Annotated in this window: 21 protein-coding genes and 1 pseudogene; 15 read left to right on the top strand and 7 right to left on the bottom strand. The window is 61.0% G+C overall.

Features of this window, described 5'->3' with window-relative positions:
* Positions 1–51 precede the first annotated feature (51 nt).
* Together bhsA and dapF are read left to right on the top strand one after the other, a co-directional pair.
* On the top strand, positions 52–309 hold the full coding sequence (gene bhsA / locus ADK28_RS12130; RefSeq protein WP_016928601.1) for a multiple stress resistance protein BhsA: 258 nt from the start codon (positions 52–54) through the stop codon (positions 307–309).
* 113 nt (positions 310–422) lie between these two features.
* Positions 423–1,299: pseudogene (dapF, locus tag ADK28_RS12125) on the top strand (diaminopimelate epimerase).
* On the opposite strand, the gene ADK28_RS12120 reads toward dapF, so the two are convergent.
* Together ADK28_RS12120 and ADK28_RS12115 are read right to left on the bottom strand one after the other, a co-directional pair.
* Positions 1,274–2,572: an SLC13 family permease gene (locus ADK28_RS12120; RefSeq protein ID WP_048795764.1), complete on the bottom strand. Its 1,299-nt coding sequence runs from the start codon at positions 2,570–2,572 to the stop codon at positions 1,274–1,276. The pseudogene dapF and the gene ADK28_RS12120 overlap by 26 nt on opposite strands.
* A gap of 84 nt (positions 2,573–2,656) precedes the next feature.
* Positions 2,657–3,562, bottom strand: coding sequence for a bifunctional helix-turn-helix transcriptional regulator/GNAT family N-acetyltransferase (locus ADK28_RS12115; protein WP_082172283.1), 906 nt, complete (start codon positions 3,560–3,562; stop codon positions 2,657–2,659).
* Between the two features lie 480 nt (positions 3,563–4,042).
* Between ADK28_RS12115 and ADK28_RS12110 the strand changes: the two genes are divergently transcribed.
* The 5 genes from ADK28_RS12110 (at position 4,043) to ADK28_RS12090 (ending at position 8,316) form a co-directional block, all read left to right on the top strand.
* Positions 4,043–4,714: a CsgG/HfaB family protein gene (locus ADK28_RS12110; RefSeq protein ID WP_016928605.1), complete on the top strand. Its 672-nt coding sequence runs from the start codon at positions 4,043–4,045 to the stop codon at positions 4,712–4,714.
* Between the two features lie 20 nt (positions 4,715–4,734).
* A complete protein-coding gene (locus ADK28_RS12105; RefSeq protein ID WP_048795762.1) occupies positions 4,735–5,091 on the top strand; it encodes a DUF4810 domain-containing protein in 357 nt (118 codons plus the stop codon).
* Positions 5,088–5,744 carry a DUF799 domain-containing protein gene (locus tag ADK28_RS12100; protein WP_016928607.1) on the top strand — a complete coding sequence of 219 codons (657 nt, stop codon included), beginning with the start codon at positions 5,088–5,090 and terminating at the stop codon, positions 5,742–5,744. Before ADK28_RS12105 ends, ADK28_RS12100 begins: the two co-directional genes overlap by 4 nt.
* Positions 5,745–5,856: 112 nt before the next feature.
* A complete protein-coding gene (gene amyA, locus ADK28_RS12095) occupies positions 5,857–7,347 on the top strand; it encodes an alpha-amylase (RefSeq protein ID WP_016928608.1) in 1,491 nt (496 codons plus the stop codon).
* Between the two features lie 120 nt (positions 7,348–7,467).
* The gene (locus tag ADK28_RS12090) at positions 7,468–8,316 is read left to right on the top strand and encodes a PA4780 family RIO1-like protein kinase (protein ID WP_016928609.1); all 849 of its coding nucleotides are present in this window, start codon (positions 7,468–7,470) and stop codon (positions 8,314–8,316) included.
* Positions 8,317–8,325: 9 nt separating this feature from the next.
* On the opposite strand, the gene ADK28_RS12085 is transcribed toward ADK28_RS12090, so the two are convergent.
* On the bottom strand, positions 8,326–8,544 hold the full coding sequence (locus ADK28_RS12085; protein WP_016928610.1) for a DUF7661 family protein: 219 nt from the start codon (positions 8,542–8,544) through the stop codon (positions 8,326–8,328).
* 69 nt (positions 8,545–8,613) lie between these two features.
* Here ADK28_RS12085 and ADK28_RS12080 point away from each other — a divergent pair, with 69 nt between their 5' ends.
* On the top strand, positions 8,614–9,441 hold the full coding sequence (locus tag ADK28_RS12080; RefSeq protein WP_048795761.1) for an AraC family transcriptional regulator: 828 nt from the start codon (positions 8,614–8,616) through the stop codon (positions 9,439–9,441).
* Here the strand turns inward: ADK28_RS12080 and ADK28_RS12075 are convergent.
* The 3 genes from ADK28_RS12075 to lsrG all read right to left on the bottom strand — a co-directional run bounded on the left by ADK28_RS12075 (position 9,417) and on the right by lsrG (position 11,377).
* The gene (locus ADK28_RS12075) at positions 9,417–10,007 is read right to left on the bottom strand and encodes a LysE family translocator (RefSeq protein WP_033640997.1); all 591 of its coding nucleotides are present in this window, start codon (positions 10,005–10,007) and stop codon (positions 9,417–9,419) included. The genes ADK28_RS12080 and ADK28_RS12075 overlap by 25 nt on opposite strands.
* An 83-nt stretch (positions 10,008–10,090) precedes the next feature.
* Positions 10,091–10,996 carry an O-acetylserine/cysteine exporter gene (locus ADK28_RS12070; protein WP_004939557.1) on the bottom strand — a complete coding sequence of 302 codons (906 nt, stop codon included), beginning with the start codon at positions 10,994–10,996 and terminating at the stop codon, positions 10,091–10,093.
* Between the two features lie 87 nt (positions 10,997–11,083).
* Positions 11,084–11,377, bottom strand: a complete 294-nt coding sequence (lsrG, locus tag ADK28_RS12065) for a (4S)-4-hydroxy-5-phosphonooxypentane-2,3-dione isomerase (RefSeq protein WP_004939559.1) — start codon at positions 11,375–11,377, stop codon at positions 11,084–11,086.
* A gap of 193 nt (positions 11,378–11,570) precedes the next feature.
* Between lsrG and lsrK the strand changes: the two genes are divergently transcribed.
* The 6 genes from lsrK (at position 11,571) to ADK28_RS12035 (ending at position 17,120) form a co-directional block, all read left to right on the top strand.
* A complete protein-coding gene (gene lsrK / locus ADK28_RS12060) occupies positions 11,571–13,136 on the top strand; it encodes an autoinducer-2 kinase (protein WP_033640999.1) in 1,566 nt (521 codons plus the stop codon).
* A gap of 220 nt (positions 13,137–13,356) precedes the next feature.
* Positions 13,357–14,541, top strand: coding sequence for an MFS transporter (locus ADK28_RS12055; protein ID WP_033641000.1), 1,185 nt, complete (start codon positions 13,357–13,359; stop codon positions 14,539–14,541).
* A gap of 59 nt (positions 14,542–14,600) precedes the next feature.
* On the top strand, positions 14,601–15,494 hold the full coding sequence (locus ADK28_RS12050) for a LysR family transcriptional regulator (protein ID WP_033641001.1): 894 nt from the start codon (positions 14,601–14,603) through the stop codon (positions 15,492–15,494).
* A gap of 79 nt (positions 15,495–15,573) precedes the next feature.
* A complete protein-coding gene (gene yajD, locus ADK28_RS12045) occupies positions 15,574–15,915 on the top strand; it encodes an HNH nuclease YajD (protein ID WP_016928619.1) in 342 nt (113 codons plus the stop codon).
* Positions 15,916–16,185: 270 nt separating this feature from the next.
* Positions 16,186–16,821, top strand: a complete 636-nt coding sequence (locus tag ADK28_RS12040; protein ID WP_033641002.1) for an AAA family ATPase — start codon at positions 16,186–16,188, stop codon at positions 16,819–16,821.
* On the top strand, positions 16,818–17,120 hold the full coding sequence (locus tag ADK28_RS12035) for a hypothetical protein (RefSeq protein WP_033641003.1): 303 nt from the start codon (positions 16,818–16,820) through the stop codon (positions 17,118–17,120). The genes ADK28_RS12040 and ADK28_RS12035 overlap by 4 nt, the downstream gene beginning before the upstream one ends.
* 41 nt (positions 17,121–17,161) lie before the next feature.
* Here ADK28_RS12035 and ADK28_RS12030 read toward each other — a convergent pair whose 3' ends face one another.
* Entirely contained in the window at positions 17,162–17,923 is a 762-nt protein-coding gene (locus ADK28_RS12030; protein ID WP_048795760.1) for a CDP-diacylglycerol diphosphatase, read from the bottom strand.
* A gap of 237 nt (positions 17,924–18,160) precedes the next feature.
* Between ADK28_RS12030 and ADK28_RS12025 the strand changes: the two genes are divergently transcribed.
* Positions 18,161–18,961 (top strand): alpha/beta fold hydrolase, encoded by an 801-nt coding sequence (locus ADK28_RS12025; protein ID WP_082172282.1) that lies wholly within the window; start codon positions 18,161–18,163, stop codon positions 18,959–18,961.
* Positions 18,962–18,982 lie beyond the last annotated feature (21 nt).

The raw sequence follows: 18,982 nt of genomic DNA, 5'->3' as shown, positions 1-18,982 counted from the left end.
AACGACCTTACAAAACAAACATCGTAAAGAACAAAGATAGGAAATAAGACCATGAAAAACCTGAAAATGACCATCGCAGCCATCGCACTGGCCTCCGTCTCCTTCGGCAGCTTCGCCGCCGATCTGGTTAACGCGCAACCCGCCGACCTGCAAAAAGCCGGCGTCGTCACCGTCAGCGGCGCGTCCGACCTGAGCAGCCTGGAAAACAAACTGGCGGCCAAAGCCGACGCGGCGGGCGCCAAATCTTTCCAGATCATCGCCACCACCGGTGACAACAAACTGCACGGCACCGCGATCATCTACAATTAATCGCCGGATCGGCAATCGTGCAAAAGGGCGGCTCAGGCCGCCTTTTGTTTGCTTTAACGCCAACGTTCTGTTGTAAGCTGTAGCGACCTTTTCCCGCTGAGCCGAGCAACGCCATGACTCCCCTGCTGTTCCACAAATATCACGGTCTGGGCAACGACTATCTGGTCTGCCACCGCTCGGTCGCCGAACGTCTGAGCCAGGAACAGATCCGCCTGCTGTGCCACCCGCATTACGGCATCGGTTCCGACGGCTTGCTGATCGACAGCGGCGACGCCGTCAATCCCACCCTGCGCATCATCAACCCGGACGGCTCCGAAGCGGAGAAAAGCGGCAACGGCCTGCGNTATCTACGCGCGCTATCTGTTCGACAGTAAGCGCGTGGCGCATCAGCCGTTTCTGGTGCACACCGCCGGCGGCGACGTGCGTTGCCAGGTGGCGGAAGACGCGCATCAGATAACCGTGGAGATGGGGCGCGCCAATTTCAGCCCGGCGGCGCTGCCGGCGTTGCTCGATCTGCCGGAGGCGCTGAACTATTCGCTGCCCCTGAGGGAGGAGACGTTGAGCGTTTCGCTGGTGTCGATGGGCAATCCGCACTGCGTGGTGCCGGTGGAAAAACTGGATCTGGCGCAGGTGCATCGGCTCGGACCGCAGATTGAACGCCATCCGCTGTTCCCGAAACGCACCAATGTACAACTGGTGGAAGTGGTCGATCGCCAGACGCTGCGCATCGGCATCTGGGAGCGCGGCGCCGGCTTTACCCTCGCCTCCGGCAGCAGCAGCTGCGCCGCCGCCAGCGTGATGCGCAAGTTGGGACGAGTCGACGATCGGGTTAGCGTGCGGATGCCGGGCGGCGAACTGCAGATCGCCTTCAGCGGCGATTTTCAGGTCAGCATGCGCGGACCGGTGCATAAAATCGCCACCCTGACGCTGGACGAAGATTGTTTTGCCGGCGGCGCGGAGCTGTTTACGGGATCCACCCCAGCAGCCTGAACCACAGATAATCCAACGGCACCAGCAGCGCAAAGCTGAGCGCAGCCAACAGCAGGCACAGCTTCAACCCTTCACGCGCCGGCACTTTGCCCATCCCCATCGCCACCACGATCGGCGAAGCCTGATACGGCAGCAGCGGCGTGGCATAGCCGATCACCTGGGTCATCAGCACCGTCAGCAGCGGCAAGCCGCTGCCCGCGGACAACGCCTGCGCCAGCGGAGTAAACAGCGCCGGCACGCCGTTGGCGGTCACAACGAAATTCAGCAACGCGGTGATCCCCACCAGCGAACCGAACGCAGCGAACGGTTTGCCATGCAGATCCGGCATCATCGCCAGCAGCGCGCCGCCCAGCCGATCGCCGAGACCGGAGTGGCTGACCAGCGCGGTCAGCCCCAGGATCCCCGCCACGTAGATACAGGTGCGCACGTTAACCCCGGCGGCGAACTGCTCGCCGTTGAGAAAACCGATGCGCGGCAACAGGCAGAAGCAGGCCGCCGCCAACCCGATCCAGGCGGGGGCGATGCCGTGCCAGCTGTCGGTCATCCACAGCAGCACCGTAATGCCCAACAGAGCGATCAGCCGCCACTCGGCGGCGCTGAGCGGGGTTTGCGCCGCCTCGGCCGCCACCGGCTGCGGCCGCGCGCGGAACAGGCCGCAGATGCACAGCGTCAGCAGCGCGCCTTTGGCGATCCCGAGCACCGGGGCGTGCAACAACAGGTAAGAAAGATAAGCGAAGTGGCTGCCGTAGGCGCTTTCCGCCGCGCCGCTCATCACCAGATTGGGCACGTTGGCCGGCAGGATGCTGGCGGAGAGCTGGAAGGTGCCGAACCCCACCGCCAGCGCCAAACCGATGCGGCCGCGCGAGCCTTCCGCCAGACCGGCGCGATCGGCCAACGCCATGACGATCGGCATCAGCAGCGTAATTCGCCCCATGTTGGAGGGCATGACAAACGCCAGCACGTAGCTTATCGCCACCACGCCGCCCACCAGGCGGGGCCAGGAACCGGCCAGATGCGGCAAGAGTCGGTTGGCCAGGCGATCCGCCAAACCGGTGCTGCGGATGGCGGTGCCCAACACGAAGCCGCTGAGCACCAGCCAAAATGCGGAGGACGCGAAACCGGAAAAGGTCACCGCGGCGGGCGCCAGCTGCAATACCATCACCGCCGCAAAGAACAGCAGCGCGACCAAATACTCCGGCAGGCGGGCGCTGGCCCATAGCGCGATGACCACCAGCGTGACCAGCGCGGACAGCGCCATCGGATCCCCCAACATAGTTTCCTCCCTGATAAAACGTTGTGATTGTTATCAAACGGTTAACAGGGTGACACAAGGCGCGGACGTTAACCTTGAAACCGCTCACATATCGTCGTTCTGCAGATTTTTCAGCATGCACACATTGCAGCCGTGATGGCCGGTATTGCCGCGCCGTTCCGTCAACAGCGTGAACCCCAGCGCGTAGTACAATCCGATCGCCTCTTTCAACTGTTCGGTGGTTTCCAGGTAGCAGTAGCGATACCCCGCCGCCCGCGCCGCCTTCAGCGCCTGCACCACCATATGGCGCGCCATGCCCAGCCCGCGCGCGCCGGGTTTGAAAAACAGTTTTTGCAACTCGCAATAGCCGGGCTCTTCGCCGGCCAGCGGCGCCATGCCGACGCCCCCCACCACCTGTCCGTCCCGCTCCAGCACCCAGTAGTGGCCGCCGTTGTCGCGATACAGACCGGTCAGCCGATCGAGATCCGGATCGTGCAGGCTGACCCCTTCCATTTTGTCCATGCCGTACTCGCGAAACACGTCGCGAATGATCGCCGCCATCGCCGCATCGTCGCGCTCGACGATCGGCCGCACCCGCAGGTTGGCGTCGCGCTGTTTGCGCGCGCTGCGCAGCGCCGCGGTCATCTTTTTCATCGCCGCGGTAGTGCTCGCCAGCTCATCGTCGTCCAACTGCGCCAGCGCCGCCTGCATAAAACCGTCGGCGTCGCTCTCGATGCCGGCCAGCGCCTTGCCGCCCTGTTTACTCAACCGATGCAGGTTGTGCCGCTTGTCATCAGGATGATCCACCGTTTCTATCACGCCGGCGGCCACCAGGCTGCGCAGCGCCCGGCTGGCGCTGGCCTTGTCGATGCACAGCCGGGCCGCTAGCTCGGTGACGCCCAGCGGCTGCTCGCTGACTTCGATCATCAGATGGATCTGCAGCGGCGAAAAGCGCGAGCCATTGCTCTGCTTGTTCAACATGCCGAATTCTCTGACCAAACTGCGCGCCAATGCTCTGAAATCCCTGATGTTCACAATTGATATCCCCAATTAGCTACCGATAAAAATGAGATTTAGTTGATAGTGTTACCTAATTCTCACTACCTTAACGGATCATCAAGCCGCCATGAACCCCGGTATAACAGAGGAGCTGATGCAAAACGTTACATTACCCAATACAGTAAACTGATTAATTCAAAAAAATCAGAATAAAAATTCATTAATTTAATGTTGATAAAACAATAAACCAGTTAAAAAACATACAATCGTGAAAAAATCTGCGGTTAAGAGAAGAAATCGATATCAATCCATTGCATTACAATAGGTTACAACAATGTTAATAGCGGCGTTAATGCCGATATCTTGTTGTAATTTGTTACATATTCATGGCAGGATCGCGACGCTTCCATAACGGCGACAACGCTCGTTATGGAAACATCGGGCGCGGGTTGCTCCCGCGCTGTTTTATGCTCATGGAGAGATCGCATGCCAATGAAAAAATCACTCGCCGTCTGTTCCGTCGCCCTTTCCGTCACTTTGCTGGCGGGCTGTGCGACCGAATCCTCCCGCTCTTTGGAAGTGCCGAAAGTGGCTTCCTACAACACCACTTATCAGGGCCCACGCAGCCCTATCGCCGTCGGTAAATTCGACAACCGCTCCAGCTACATGAATGGCATCTTCTCCGATGGCGTCGATCGGCTGGGCAATCAGTCCAAGACTATCCTGATCACGCATTTGCAGCAGACTGGCCGTTTCAACGTGCTGGACCGCGCCAACATGGAAGAGTTGAAAACTGAAGCCGGCATTAAAGGGAAAGCACAAACGCTGAAAGGCGCCAACTATGTGATTACCGGCGATGTCACCGAATTCGGCCGCAAAGAAGTCGGCGATCATCAGCTGTGGGGCATTTTGGGCCGTGGTAAATCACAGGTCGCTTACGCCAAAGTCAATCTGAACGTCGTGAACGTACAGACATCAGAAGTCGTCTATTCCTCTCAGGGCGCCGGTGAATACGAACTGTCCAATCGCGAAATCATCGGTTTCGGGGGCACCGCCAGCTACGACTCCACCCTTAACGGCAAGGTGCTGGATCTGGCCGTGCGTGAAGCCGTCAATAACCTGGTTACCGGTATCGAAAACGGCGCATGGCGCCCTGCTAACTAACGGAATAGAAGCAGAGAAAGATGATAACTAAAAAAATGGGCGGGGCGCTGTTTGCAGCGACCCTGTTGGCCGGCTGCGCCGCGCCGAAAACGCTTTACAATTGGGATGGCTACCAAACTTCTCTTTATCAATACTACCAGCAGGATGGGCAAAGCCCTGAGCAGCAGATCGCTACGCTGAAAGAGATCGTCGAGAAATCCCGCGCCAAGGATAAAGCCGTACCGCCGGGGTTGCATGCGCAACTGGGGCTGCTGTACAGCAAAACCGGCAACGACGGACAAGCCATGAGTGAATTCAACACGGAAAAAACGCTGTTCCCGGAATCGGCACCGTTTATGGATTTCCTGATGGCCAAGGATAAGGGGAGCTTTAAATGAAGCGTGTACTCACTTTCCTCAGCGTCACCGCCATCCTGTTGCTGAGCGGCTGTGCCAAGCAAACGCCTTATGACTATGCGGCATTCCATGAGAGCAAGCCGAAGTCGATCCTGGTCTTGCCGCCGATGAATCAGTCGCCGGATGTCAAAGCCAGCCACAGCGTGCTCGCCAGTGCAACCTTACCGCTGGCCGAGGCCGGTTACTATGTGATGCCGGTCGCTGTAGTGGAGGAAACCTTCCTGCAAAACGGTCTAACCAACGCCAACGACATCCGCGCCGTCAGTCCGAAAAAACTGCACCAGATTTTCGGCGCCGACACCGTGCTGTACCTGGATGTCACGCAGTACGGTACCAGCTACATGGTGATCAGCAGCGAAACTCGCGTTACCGTAGCCGCTCGCCTGGTTGACCTGCGCAACGGCAAACAGCTGTGGGCCGGCACCGCCACCGCATCCAGCAACGAAGGCAACAACAATTCCGGTGGCCTGCTGGGCATGGTGATCAGCGCCGCGATTTCACAAATCGCGGATACCATCAGCGATAAAGGGTTCGACATTGGTGCCATCGCCAATACTCGCCTCCTGTCGGCAACAGGTCAGAACGGCGCCATTCTTTATGGCCCGCGCTCGCCTCATTACGCCAGCCAGCGTTAAGCCGTCTCTCGGGCGGCCTTCTCGGGCCGCCTATGCCAAACTTGTCCCTTTTGCCAAAAGTAGCCCATGCTTTAACTGCACCTCTCCTTCTGGCTAACCGGGACGCTGGCTCATGACGAAAAAAACCACCCTGCTGCAATTCTTCCACTGGTACTACCCCGACGGCGGCAAACTGTGGCAGGAGGCCGCCGAGCGCGCCCCGCACCTGGCCGAACTGGGCATCACCGATCTGTGGCTGCCCCCCGCCTGCAAGGGCGCTTCCGGCGGCTACTCCGTCGGCTACGACACCTACGATCTGTTCGATTTGGGCGAATTTGACCAGAAAGGCAGCGTGGCCACCAAATACGGCGACAAGGCGGCGCTGGAACATGCCGCCACTACGCTGCGCGAACACGGTGTGGGGGTGATCTACGACGTGGTGTTCAACCACAAGCTCGGCGCGGACGAAAAAGAACGGGTACACGTATTCAAGGTGGACGCCAACAACCGCAACGATATCGACGACCAGGGCTTCGACGCGCTGGCCTACACCCGCTTCACCTTTCCCGGTCGCCAGGGCGTGCATTCCGAGTTTATCTGGGATTACAAATGCTTCAGCGGCGTCGACTATGTTGAGCAGCCGGACGACAAAGGGGTGTTTAAAATCGCCAACGACTACGGCGACGACGGCTGGAACGATCAGGTCGACGACGAGAAAGGCAACTACGACTACCTGATGGGCGCCGACGTGGAGTTCCGCAACGCCGCGGTGACGGAGGAACTCAAATACTGGGCGCGCTGGCTGCTGGACACGCTGCCATGCGACGGCTTTCGCCTTGACGCCGCCAAACACATTCCCGCCTGGTTCTTCAAAGAGTGGGCGGATCACGTGCGCGGCAGCGCGCAGCGCGACCTGTTTATCGTTGCCGAATACTGGTCGCACGATCTCGGCGCGCTGCAACAATATATCGAGTTGGTGGACGGCAAGGTGATGCTGTTCGACGTGGCGCTGCACCTGAAGTTTCATCAGGCGTCGAAACAGGGCGACGGCTTCGACATGGCGCAGATCTTCACCGATACCCTGACCGCCGCCGATCCGGCCCACGCGGTGACGCTGGTCGCCAACCACGATACCCAGCCGCTGCAATCGCTGGAAGCGCCGGTGGAACCCTGGTTCAAACCGCTGGCCTATGCGCTGATCCTGCTGCGCGAACAGGGCGTGCCCTGCGTGTTTTACCCCGACCTGTATGGCGCCAGCTACCGCGACAAGGGGCGCGACGGCGGCGAATACCAGATCGACATGCCGGCGATCCCGGAGCTGGAGAAGCTGATCGCCGCCCGCCAGCGCTTCGCCAACGGCCCGCAAACCGACTACTTCGACGACAGCCACTGCGTGGCCTTCAGCCGCGCCGGCACCGCCGAGGCCCCCGGCTGCGTGGTGGTGCTGACCAACGGCGGCGAGAGCGGCAAGACGGTCGCGCTGGGCGCCGATTTGGCGCACACCGCCTGGCGCGATTTCCTCGGTAATCGCCAGGAGGAAATCACCACCGACGACCAGGGCAGCGCCCATTTCCCGGTTAACGCCGGCAGCGTCAGCGTCTGGGTGCCGACAGGCAGCCTGTGAACGCCCGCCGCCGCGCAATGATGCCGCGGCGGCAAAACTAATGTTTGCCTTTCGGGTCTAACTTACGCTATCAACTGCGCAAGCCATTCACACCGGAGCCTAAATAGGGTACAAGGCTGCATGAAAATTCCAAAACGACTCCAGCCGCTGGTGGATGACGGGTTAATCGACGACGTCATCCGCCGGTTGAAAAGCGGCAAAGAAGCCGACGTGTTTATCGTGCGCTGCGGCGATGAGATCCGCTGCGCCAAAGTGTACAAAGAGGCCGAGAAGCGCAACTTCAAGCAGGCGGTTCACTATCAGGAAGGGCGCAAGGTGCGCAACAGCCGCGACGCGCGCGCCATGAGCAAAGGCTCCAAATTCGGCCGCCAGCAGCAGGAAGAAGCCTGGCAAAACACCGAAGTGGACGCGCTGTATCTGCTGGCCAAGGCCGGGGTGCGGGTGCCGCAGCCGGATATCTGCCTGGACGGCGTGCTGCTGATGGAGCTGATTACTGACGAAGAAGGTCTGGTGGCGCCGCGCCTGAGCGATGTCATCCTGACGCCGGAACAGGCGCGCGCCGATCACGCCCTGATGATGAATTACGCGGTGCGCATGCTGTGCGCCGGGCTGGTGCACGGCGACCTGTCGGAATTCAACGTGCTGATGGATAAAGACGGGCCGGTGATCATCGATCTGCCGCAGGTGGTGGACGCCGCCGCCAACAATCACGCCAAAAGCATGTTCGAGCGCGATATCAACAATTTGGCGGAATATTATGGCCAATTCGCGCCGGAACTGCGCGACAGCCAATACGCCAAAGAGATTTGGGCGCTGTATCAGGAAGGCAATCTGACGCCGGACAGCGCCCTCAGCGGCCGGTTCAGCGAAATCCAGAAGCGCGCCGATGTCGGCTCGGTGCTGGAAGAGATCCAGGCCGCCAGCGAGGAACACCAGCGCCGCCTCATGGCGCGCAACGCGGAAGAGTAACGCGCCGCGCTATTCGACGCGAAACACCTCCGGCCGCTGCGGCGTCGCCGCCTCGTGATAGATATCCCCCAGATAGCCGGCGATCTCCTCTTCGCGCAGATCGGCCGGCAACACGATATCGTGGCTGGGGGCATATTTGCGCTCCGGCAGCGTCACGCGGAACAGCCGCCATTCGTCCCCGATGCGCTTCACGCCCAGCAGACGGCCGAACACGTTAAAAATCATCATCCGCCATTCCCCCTCTCGTCGCTTTCAGGCTATAACACTGTGATGCCGCCGCAGTGAAAAGGAAAGCGTATGAGTGAAAAAACGCCGCAGTTCTGGCGCGATCCGCAGTTGCCGTTCGTCGAAGCCCGCGCCATCGCGGATGGCCGCCAGGCGTGTTACAGCCTGCACAGCCACGAATTCTTTTCCATCGGCGCCATCACCGGCGGCGTCAGCACCTATGTCAACGGCGAGCGGCGCATGCAGGTCAGCGCCGGCGATCTGGTGATCATCAACCCGCAGCAGGCACACGCCTGTAATCCGATCGCCGACCGCAATTGGTCGTACATCATGTTCTATCTCGATCTCGCCTGGATCGGCGCGCTGCAGCAGGAGCTACTCGGCGGCGAAGGCGAGCGTTTTGTTCCGTTCAGCCAGCCGCTCAGTCGCGATCCGGCGCTGTTCCACGGCCTGAATCGCCTTTATGCGCTGCTGACGGATCCGCTGTGCAGCTCGCTGGAAAAACAGATCGCCATGGTGGAGTATTTCAGCGCCCTGCAGCTCGGGCTGGGCGATGTCCGCCAGCCGGAGACGCCGCCGCATAGCCGACTGGAAGCGGCGGCGGCGTTTATCGACGCGCACTGCACCCAGCCGCTGACGCTGGACGACATTTGCCGCGCCGCCGCGCTCTCCCCTTCTTACCTGATCCGCGCCTTCCGCCAGCGTTACGGCATGACGCCGCACGCCTATCTGATCAACCGCCGCGTGCAGCACGGCCATCGGTTATTGAAAAGCGGCCTGCCGATCGCCGCGGCCGCCAGCGAAAGCGGCTTTGCCGATCAGGCGCACTTTCAGCGCACCTTCAAACAGCTGTTGGCCGCCACGCCCGGCCAGTATCAAAAACCCTCCGCCAACAGATAACAAGCGCTGGCCGCCAGCAACGCCGCCATCGCGCGATTAAAGCGTTGTACGTTGCGCGCCTGCCTGAGCAGGCCGCGCAGCATCGCGCCGACATAGGCCCAGCAGGCTACCGAGGCATAGCAAATCACGAAGTAGAGCCCGGCGAACTGCCATAGCAACAGCATGTCGCCATCGCCGACAAAGGCGCCGAGGCTGGCCACCGACGCCAGCCATGCCTTGGGATTCAGCCATTGCATCAGCGCGCCGTACCAGCAGGAAGGCGCCTGCGCCGCGCCGTTGCCCAGTCTGCCGTCGTCAAACGCCAGCCGATAGGCCATAAACAGCAGAAAAGCCACGCCGGCCCACTGGATCAAGCGGGTCAGCCCCGGCCACAGGATCAGCAGCTGGTGCATGCCCAAACCCAGCAGCACCAGCAACAGGGTAAACCCCAGCGTGGCGCCGAACACATGGCGTTGGGTCGCGCCAAAACCGAATTGCGCCCCGGCGCTCAATGCGACGATGTTGACCGGGCCAGGGGTGATGGAAGCCGCCAGCGCAAACGCGGCCATGGAAAGGTAGATATTCATGATGGACACCTGAGAAAATATTCACAGGCGCCAGAATGCCGACCGCCGCCGACACCGTATTGAACAGAATTACCCTGTTCGGTTTAGCGCACGGCGACGGCCCGGCGGCGCGGCAGCCCGAAGGTGTTGACCGCCATGCCGGCCAGCACCAGCAATGCGCCGCCGAACTGCGCCGGCGACAACGCTTCGTCCAGCAGCAGCCAGGCGGCGAACAGCCCGACCAGCGGCACCAGCAGCGTCAGCGGCGCAACGCGCCAGGTTTCATAGCGCCCCAGCAAGCTGCCCCACACCGAATAACCGAACAGCGTGGCGGCGAACGCCAGATAGGCCACCGCCAGCCACGTGCCAACCTGCACATGGCTCAGGCTGCTCAGCACCACCTCAGGGCCGTCGAACAGCCAGCTGCAGGCCAGGAACGGCACGACCGGGATCGGCGCGCTCCACACCACCAGCGATAAAATATTACGCTGCGGGAAACCGGCCAGGATCTTCTTGTTGGTCAGGTTACCCAGCGCCCAGGAAAACGCCGCCGCCAGCGTCAGCAACAGGCCCGCCAGGGGGACCGCGCCGCTGCCCGGCTTATGCAGGCTGGCCTGCGCCAGCACCAGCATGCCGCCGCTGGCGATAGCGATGCCGACGAAATGGTTGACCCGCAGCTTTTCGCCCATCAGCACGACGCCCAACAGCAGGGTGAAGAACACCTGCGCCTGCAGCACCAGCGAGGCCAGCCCCGCCGGCATGCCCACCTTGATGGCGACGAACAAAAACGCGAACTGCGCGAAGCTCATGGTCATGCCGTACAGCAGCAGCCATTTCCACGGGATCGTCGGGCGCGGGATAAAGAAGATCGCCGGCAACGCCACCAGCAAAAAACGCATCCCGGCCAGCAGAAACGGCGGCATGCCCTGTAAACCGAACTTGATCACGACGAAATTCACGCCCCAGATCACCACCACCAACAGCGCCAACAGCCGATCGCGCAATGTCATCCTCGCCCCGCTTATCCCATTGAAAATTCGCTTTGCCTTGCAGATTACAACCAAACCGGGGACATGGACACCGGCAAACGCCGGCGCTTATTCCGGCATCAGGCCGATAAAGGTGGTCTTCTTGCGCGGGCCGGTCATCAGCGCTTCCAGCTTCTCCACGCACTGCAGGTAGTGCGGGGTCTGCTTGTGCGCCGCCACCGCCTGCTCGTCGCGATAGGCTTCGTAGATGTAAAACCGCGTCGGGATCTGTTCATCCTGCAGCACATCGAAGCGCAGGTTGCCCGGCTCTTCGATCGCGCCCAGGTGATTGGCGCGGAAAACATCGATAAATTCGTCGATTTTGTCTTGTTTAACGTTGATCTCAACCAATGTGACGTGCATGGCAACTCCTTGTTTAAACGGCGCGCCGTAACATGGCGCTTTCCAACCATAGGTTTATTCCCGTCGATTGCCCTGCCGCAACGGCAATTTTGCCGCCTGGCTCACAAATCGCGTCGGCGACGCCCACTCCTCCCCCGGCGGGGTAAGGCGGCGGCATCTATAGTTAACACTCCTCCCCCTGAGAGCATAGGCTATGGATAACTACTTGATGGCGCTGGACGCAGGAACGGGCAGCATTCGCGCGGTGATCTTCGATCTGGCGGGTAACCAGATCGCGCACGGCCAGGCGGAGTGGCAACACCTGGCGGTGCCGGGCGTGCCCGGCTCGATGGAGTTTGACCTCAGCCGCAACTGGCAGCTGGCCTGCCAGTGCATCCGCCAGGCGATGCAACGCGCAGGCTTGAGCGCTCAGGCGATCCGCGCGGTGGCCTGCTGCTCGATGCGTGAAGGCATCGTGCTGTACGACCGCAACGGCGTGCCGATCTGGGCCTGCGCCAACGTCGACGCACGCGCCAGCCACGAAGTCAGCGAGCTGAAAGAGCTGCACAACCACGGCTTCGAACGCGAGGTGTACCAGCACTCCGGCCAGACGCTGGCACTGAGCGCCATGCCGCGCCTGCTGTGGCTGGCGCACCATCGGCCGGACATCTACCGCCAGGCGGCGACACTGACCATGATCAGCGACTGGCTGGCCAACATGCTGAGCGGTGAACTGGCGGTCGATCCTTCCAACGCCGGCACCACCGGCATGCTGGATCTGACCAGCCGCGACTGGCGGCCGGCGTTGCTCGACTTGGCCGGGCTGCGCGCCGATATTCTGTCGCCGGTGAAAGAGACCGGCAGCGTGCTGGGGCGCGTCACCGAGCAGGCGGCGCAGGAGAGCGGGCTGCTGCGCGGCACCCCGGTGGTGATGGGCGGCGGCGACGTGCAGCTCGGCAGCCTGGGGCTCGGCATCGTGCGCGCCGGGCAGACGGCGGTGCTCGGCGGCACCTTCTGGCAGCAAATCGTCAACCTGCCGGAGCCGGCCATCGATCCGGAGATGAACATCCGCATCAACCCCCACGTCATTCCCGGCATGGCGCAGGCGGAATCCATCAGCTTCTTTACCGGCCTGACCATGCGCTGGTTCCGCGACGCCTTCTGCGCGGAAGAAAAATTGCTGGCGGAGCGGCTGGGGATCGACGCCTACAGCCTGCTGGAAGAGATGGCGGCCAGAGTGCCGCCGGGCGCCTACGGCGTGATGCCGATTTTCTCCGACGCCATGCATTTCAAAACCTGGTATCACGCGGCGCCGTCGTTCATCAACATGTCGATAGACCCGGAGCGCTGCAACAAACAGACGCTGTTCCGCGCGCTGGAGGAGAATGCCGCCATCGTCTCCGCCTGCAATCTGGAACAGATCGCCGCCTTCTCCGGCGTGCAGGCCCGTTCGCTGGTGTTCGCCGGCGGCGGCGCCAAGGGCAAGCTGTGGAGCCAGATCCTCAGCGACGTCACCGGGCTGACGGTGCGGGTGCCGGTGGTGAAAGAGGCCACCGCGCTGGGCTGCGCGATCGCCGCCGGCGTCGGCGCCGGGCTGTACGAGTCGCTGGCCGAAACCGGCGAGCGCCTGGTGCGCTGGGAGCGCGAGCATCAGCCGGACATGACCCACCACGCGCTGTATCAGGAACAGAAAGAAACCTGGCGGCGGGTCTACGCCGATCAGCTGACGCTGGTGGACAACGGCCTGACCACCTCGCTGTGGAAAGCGCCGGGGCTATAAGCGCCACGCGGCATTCGGTCATAACCTTATGCCGTTTTATTCCTTTCCTCTCGGCGCGGCGCAAGCCGCGTTTTCACTCGCCGCCGCGATTGTTTCCTCTCAGAAACAGTGTAACCACCGCAGATGGATTTATCTGCGCCTTCGGCCTGCCGTAGATTGTGACTTCGGTCACACCGTGCCCCGCGCACGGCCTGCGCATTCACCTGAGACGAGCGGCATTATGCTGAATAATAAAGATAACCCTGCATCATCCCCGTGGCCGGCGATCTTCTCGCTGACGGTCGCCTGTTTTGTCATGGTCACCACCGAGTTTTTGCCGATCGGCCTGCTGACCAACATCGCCCCCTCGCTCGGCGTCAGCACCGGCACCGCCGGGCTGATGGTCACCATGCCCGGCATCGTGGCGGCGGTGGCCGCCCCCGCATTGAGCCTGATTTCCGGCCGTCTGGATCGGCGTTTACTGATGTTGGGGCTGTCGCTGTTGCTGATGGTGTCCAACCTGGTGGCGGCGCTGGCCGTCAACTTCCCGATGATGCTGCTGGGCCGCGTGCTGCTGGGCATCTGCGTCGGCGGTTTCTGGTCGTTCGCCGCCAACTACGGCCGCCATCTGGTGCCGGAAGCCAGCCAGGGCCGCGCCACCGCGCTGATCCTCAGCGGCATCTCGGTCGGCGCGGTGTGCGGCGTGCCGGCCGGGGCGCTGATCGGCGATCTGTTCGGCTGGCGCGCCGCCTTCTTCGGCGGTGCGGCATTGGCGGTCGGCGTACTGGCGGCGCAGCTGCGTTTGCTGACCTCGGTGCCGCCTTCCCGGCCGGTCACGCCGCGCGATCTGGTGCTGCCGCTGCGCCTGCCGATGGCGCGCATCGGCCTGATCGCCATCGTGCTGCTGTTCATCGGCCACTTCGCCGCCTACACCTACCTGCGGCCGCTGCTGCAACAGGTGTTCGTGCTCAGCCCATCGGCGATCTCGCTGCAGCTGTTGGCCTATGGCGCCATCGGTCTGCTGGGCACCTTTCTCGGCGAGCGTCTGGCGGAACACAGCCTGCGCGCCACCTTCATACTGATCGCCGCCATGCTGGCGGGCATTTTGATCGTTTCGCCGCTGCTCAGCGGCCTCGCCGGCGCCACGCTGATGGTGCTGGTGTGGGGGCTGGCCTTTGGCGCCGTGCCGGTCTGCGCCACCAACTGGATGTTCGCCGCCGTGCCGCAGGCGCCGGAAGCCGGCCAGGCGCTGTTGGTGTGCGTCATCCAGATCGCGCTGGCCTCCGGCGCACTGCTGGGCGGTGAAGTGGTGGACTGGCAGGGCGTCAGCAGCGCCATGCTGTTCGGCGGCGCGCTGATCCTCTCCGCCACGCTGGTGTTCGGCCTCAGCTTGCGCTCCGGCGCGATTGGCGCTAAACAGTGTTAATCATTATCTATCTGCAGAAACATGCCCCGGCCACCGCCGGGGCATGGCGTTGAGAACCTATGGACCATCATTTGCTCGCTATCCGGGTATTTAACCGCGTGGTGGAAACCGGCGGCTTTACCCGCGCCGCCGATTCGCTGGGCATGCCGAAAGCGACGGTCACCAAGCTGATCCAAAATCTGGAGGATCACCTGCAGACCAAGCTGTTTCAGCGCACCACTCGCAGCGTGTCGGTCACCCGCGAAGGCGAATGCTATTACCAAAATACGGTGAAATGGCTGGCGGATTTGGAGCAGATGGAGGGCTGCCTGACCGAGTCGCAAAGTTCTCCGCAGGGCGTGCTGCGCATCGACACCGGCAGCGGCACCGCTCGCCAACTGCTGTTGCCGGCGCTGCCCGGCTTTTTGGAACGCTACCCGCAAATCCAAATCGATCTCAGCATCGGCGATCGCGTTATCGATCTGATCAGCGACAGCGCCGACTGCGTGATCCGCAGCGGCCCATTGGCCGACTCCAGCCTGATCGCCCGGCGTCTGTTCGATCTGGACTGGGTCAGCTGCGCCACCCCGGCTTATCTGGCGCGCCACGGCGCCCCGCGCCACCCGTGCGATCTGGAACAGGGTTTTCCGATGGTGCACTACCGCCATCCGGTCAACGACCGCATCCATCCGCAACGCTATGTCGAACGCGGCAAAGAGATCGCCATCCAGCAGCGCTACCCGGTCAGCATCAATGAAGGCAACGCGCTGCTGGCGGCGAGCCTGGCCGGATTAGGCATCATCCAGATTTATCGGTTTATGGCGCAGCCGCACCTCGAGCGCGGCGAACTGGTCAGCCTGCTGCACGACTGGCAGCCGCCGCCGGAGCAGATGTACGTGGTCTACCCGTCCAATCGCCACCTCAGCGGCAAGCTGCGGGCGTTCATCGACTGGGCGGTGGAGACGTTTCGCTAGCAGCGAGATGAGCCGCACGCTGTAGCCGCGCGCAGTGTGGTATTATTTACCGCATAGTGATTCACCACGGACAACCACCATGGCCTATATCCCCAAAAACTATGCGAAGCTGGAAACCGGCTACCGCGAAAAAGCGCTGAAACTGTTCCCCTGGGTGTGTGGGCGCTGCTCACGCGAGTTCGTCTATTCCAACCTGCGCGAACTGACGGTGCACCACATCGATCACGATCACAGCAACAACCCGGAAGACGGCAGCAACTGGGAAATGTTGTGTCTGTATTGCCACGACCACGAGCACTCGAAATACACCGAGGCCGATCAATACGGTTCGACGGTAGTGGCCGGTGAAGACGCGCAGAAAGATGTCGGCGTCGCCACCCACAATCCGTTCGCCAACCTGAAAGCGATGATGAAGAAATAATGCCGCAAACAGCTTAATAGCCAACTAACTTATTAAGCTGTTAAATTAATAAACCCACCTCCGCATCGTCACTTCCCAGAGAATTCCTACTTACCCATCCGGGCCATCCAGCGCAAAATAAGCTGCGCAGTTAACGACATACTGGCTTGGCAAGCCGCCGCAGTTGGTGCATATTGTTCGCGAGTTGTTCTTGTTAACCTGTTTGATTATCAACCTAATAAGCGCATTAACTTAATAAGTTACCCGCTTAATAACTTGAGAGATGGCAGCATGATTGTTCTGATTGGCTCGCAAAAAGGCGGCGTCGGCAAGTCGACGAAAGCGGTGAATATCGCCGGGTATCTGATTCTTAAGCAAGGCAAGACGGCGATCATCGTCGATGCCGACGACCAGAAATCAATCATGACCTGGTACAACGACCGTCAGAACGTCGAAGGGCTGCCGCACATTCCGGTGGTGGCCGCGTCGGGCAAAATCAAGGAAACGCTGCTGGAGCTGGATCGCCATTACGACTACGTGATCGTCGACACCGCCGGCCGCGACAGCGCCGAACTGCGCTCCGGCCTGCTGGCCGCCGATCTGTTCCTCTCGCCGCTGCGCCCTTCGCAGATGGACCTCGACACCATCGGCTATCTGTCGGAGATGTTCTCCACCGCGCAGGAATATAACGAGAAGGTCAAAGGCTACATCGTGCTGAACATGTGCCCGACCAACATCTTCATTAATGAAGCCAACGAAGCGGCGCAGGTGCTGAGCGAATACCCGGAGTTCACCCTGGTGAGCAACCGCCTGTGCGACCGCAAAATTTACCGCGACGCCTGGGGCGAAGCCATCACCGTGCATGAGGCGAACAATGAAAAGGCGCAGGCCGAGATCGAATGCCTGGTGAAAGAGGTGATCCTGTGAAGAAGCGCACCCCCACCCACCGCATGTCGGAAGACGAATTCATCAACAGCGCCACCTCGCACACGTTGCCGGTCGCGGCGCCCGCGCCGGAAACCAAGCCGGCCGGCCGCAAGCGCACCTATAAGGCGATTTCCGTCAGCCTGACGGACAACCACATCGAAGCCATCGATGAGGTGATCGTGCAGGCGGCGCGCAACGGCATCGTGCGCATCACCCGCTCCGACATCATCAAGCTCGCCATCGACGGGCTGGCGGAGAAAAGCGAAGCGCAGCTGCTGGAACTGCTGAAGAAGCTCTGACCGCACGGCAGCCGCCGGCTGACCCAGCCGGCGGGCCGTTATCATCTTGAGTTCCCCGCCACCTCGCACCGGTAGTCCTGAATTTCGCCGGCCGAGCCCAGGTTCAGATCGGTCAACGTCAAACGGTTCGCCAACAGCAGCATCTCGCCCTGCGGGCTGACCGCCAGCGCCAGACCGTAATTGCCGATGCTGTCGCCCTGCTCGGCCACATAGTTTTGCAACAAGCGGAAAGGATCTTCCTGGGTTAAATCGGTGCCCGCCAATTTTCTGGCCAGGTAGTGGTGGCCGACCAATTTCACCGCCATCGGTCGCCACTGTTGATCTAATTGCTCCGCCTGTTCCCCCAGCGTGTTATAGACATCCTGGCGCAAGCAGGCAACGTGAATATGCAGCTGATTCTGAGAACGGCCATATTTCGAATTGACCGCCAGAGAAAGCCACGCGTCTTTTAACGGTTTACCCAGCTCGCCGGATATATGTTCGCGGTTGTTCCAGGCCAGGGCGAAATAATGCGGCGTTCGCTCCGCTTGCAATATCGGGCTCTCGATGCCGCTGACCTTTTCGGTTGGCATCACCAGATCGTGATAGGGACCTTTGCTGTCTTTAAACAGTACATAACCCTCTGTTAAGCCAACCTTTACACAGGGCGCCGGATCGTGGTTCTGTTGCTGATTGGGCACGCACTGCTGGCTAACGATTTGCCATAACGCATTCGGATTGCCGCGCCCGAAGAACCACCACAGCACCGCCGCCAGCAGCAAAATAACAAGCAAAATAATTAATAGTCTGAAAAGTCTTTTCATCGCGACGCCCTGTTTAGCTATTCCAGCTTGAAAGGAGCGCCAGCATAAATCAAGGCTCCGGCCTCGACCAGAATATTATCCTTAATGCCACCTTTCATTGACCTCTTGTTAGCAAAGGATAATGACAAATACGTCGCCACCTGAGTAATTTAAGGTAAATTAATACCGCAGGTTGAATATGAGTATGATATAAGCAGCCGGACTCTCTTTATATAAGGAACCGATAAGATGCCAACGATGGGCAAATCCCTGCATTACCTCGACGTGGGTTCGGGCTTTCCGTTGCTGCTGGGCCACAGCTATCTGTTCGATCTGAATATGTGGGCGCCACAGTTCGAAGCGCTGGCGAAACGCTACCGCCTGATCGTGCCGGATCTCTGGGGCCACGGCGATTCACCGGCGCTGCCGCCCGGGCGAAACAGCCTGTCGGATATCGCCGCCGATCATTTGGCGCTGATGGATCGTTTGGATATTGAAGAGTTCGGCATCGTCGGCCTGTCCGTCGGCGGCATGTGGGGCGCCGAACTGGCGGCGCTGGCGCCGGAGCGGGTGAAAGTGCTGGCGCTGCTGGACAGCTACCTGGGCGACGAAACGCCGGAGGCGCGGCAGCGCTATATGGGCATGCTGGCCGCCGTGGAACAGGCCGGCGCCATCGCATCGCCGCTGCTGGAACATGTCGCGTCGCTGTTTTATTCCGATGATGTCCCCGACGCCTTATTGCAATCGCTGCTGTGCCAGCTCCAGAGCCTGCCCGCCGATCGCCTGCGCGAGAGCATCGTACCGCTGGGCCGGATGATCTTTGGCCGCCCCGACAAGCTGGCGCTGCTGGAAAACATCACCGCCGCCAGCATCGTCATCACCGGCGCGCAAGATAAGCCGCGCCCGCCGGCAGAAGGCCAGCGCATGGCGGATCTTCTCGGCTGTCGGCATGTACTGATCCCTGACGCCGGGCATATCAGCAACAAGGAAAACCCGACGGCGGTCAACGAAACGCTGCTGGCGTTTCTGGCTGAAAACACTACGCCATTGTTCTTGTAAGATGCTCCGGGCCGCTGGCCC

The organism is Serratia sp. 506_PEND (assembly GCF_001076875.1).
In the GTDB taxonomy this organism is placed as follows: Bacteria; Pseudomonadota; Gammaproteobacteria; order Enterobacterales; family Enterobacteriaceae; genus Serratia; species Serratia marcescens.
Note: the sequence above shows the minus strand (reverse complement) of the source record. Positions and strands in the feature narration are given on the sequence as shown.

Coding starts and splice junctions, on each gene's coding strand:
- bhsA (WP_016928601.1), top strand. CDS start 52: ATGAAAAACCTGAAAATGACCATCGCAGCCATCGCACTGGCCTCCGTC.
- ADK28_RS12120 (WP_048795764.1), bottom strand. CDS start 2,572: ATGTTGGGGGATCCGATGGCGCTGTCCGCGCTGGTCACGCTGGTGGTC.
- ADK28_RS12110 (WP_016928605.1), top strand. CDS start 4,043: ATGAAAAAATCACTCGCCGTCTGTTCCGTCGCCCTTTCCGTCACTTTG.
- ADK28_RS12105 (WP_048795762.1), top strand. CDS start 4,735: ATGATAACTAAAAAAATGGGCGGGGCGCTGTTTGCAGCGACCCTGTTG.
- ADK28_RS12100 (WP_016928607.1), top strand. CDS start 5,088: ATGAAGCGTGTACTCACTTTCCTCAGCGTCACCGCCATCCTGTTGCTG.
- amyA (WP_016928608.1), top strand. CDS start 5,857: ATGACGAAAAAAACCACCCTGCTGCAATTCTTCCACTGGTACTACCCC.
- ADK28_RS12090 (WP_016928609.1), top strand. CDS start 7,468: ATGAAAATTCCAAAACGACTCCAGCCGCTGGTGGATGACGGGTTAATC.
- ADK28_RS12085 (WP_016928610.1), bottom strand. CDS start 8,544: ATGATGATTTTTAACGTGTTCGGCCGTCTGCTGGGCGTGAAGCGCATC.
- ADK28_RS12080 (WP_048795761.1), top strand. CDS start 8,614: ATGAGTGAAAAAACGCCGCAGTTCTGGCGCGATCCGCAGTTGCCGTTC.
- ADK28_RS12075 (WP_033640997.1), bottom strand. CDS start 10,007: ATGAATATCTACCTTTCCATGGCCGCGTTTGCGCTGGCGGCTTCCATC.
- ADK28_RS12070 (WP_004939557.1), bottom strand. CDS start 10,996: ATGACATTGCGCGATCGGCTGTTGGCGCTGTTGGTGGTGGTGATCTGG.
- lsrG (WP_004939559.1), bottom strand. CDS start 11,377: ATGCACGTCACATTGGTTGAGATCAACGTTAAACAAGACAAAATCGAC.
- lsrK (WP_033640999.1), top strand. CDS start 11,571: ATGGATAACTACTTGATGGCGCTGGACGCAGGAACGGGCAGCATTCGC.
- ADK28_RS12055 (WP_033641000.1), top strand. CDS start 13,357: ATGCTGAATAATAAAGATAACCCTGCATCATCCCCGTGGCCGGCGATC.
- ADK28_RS12050 (WP_033641001.1), top strand. CDS start 14,601: ATGGACCATCATTTGCTCGCTATCCGGGTATTTAACCGCGTGGTGGAA.
- yajD (WP_016928619.1), top strand. CDS start 15,574: ATGGCCTATATCCCCAAAAACTATGCGAAGCTGGAAACCGGCTACCGC.
- ADK28_RS12040 (WP_033641002.1), top strand. CDS start 16,186: ATGATTGTTCTGATTGGCTCGCAAAAAGGCGGCGTCGGCAAGTCGACG.
- ADK28_RS12030 (WP_048795760.1), bottom strand. CDS start 17,923: ATGAAAAGACTTTTCAGACTATTAATTATTTTGCTTGTTATTTTGCTG.
- ADK28_RS12025 (WP_082172282.1), top strand. CDS start 18,161: ATGGGCAAATCCCTGCATTACCTCGACGTGGGTTCGGGCTTTCCGTTG.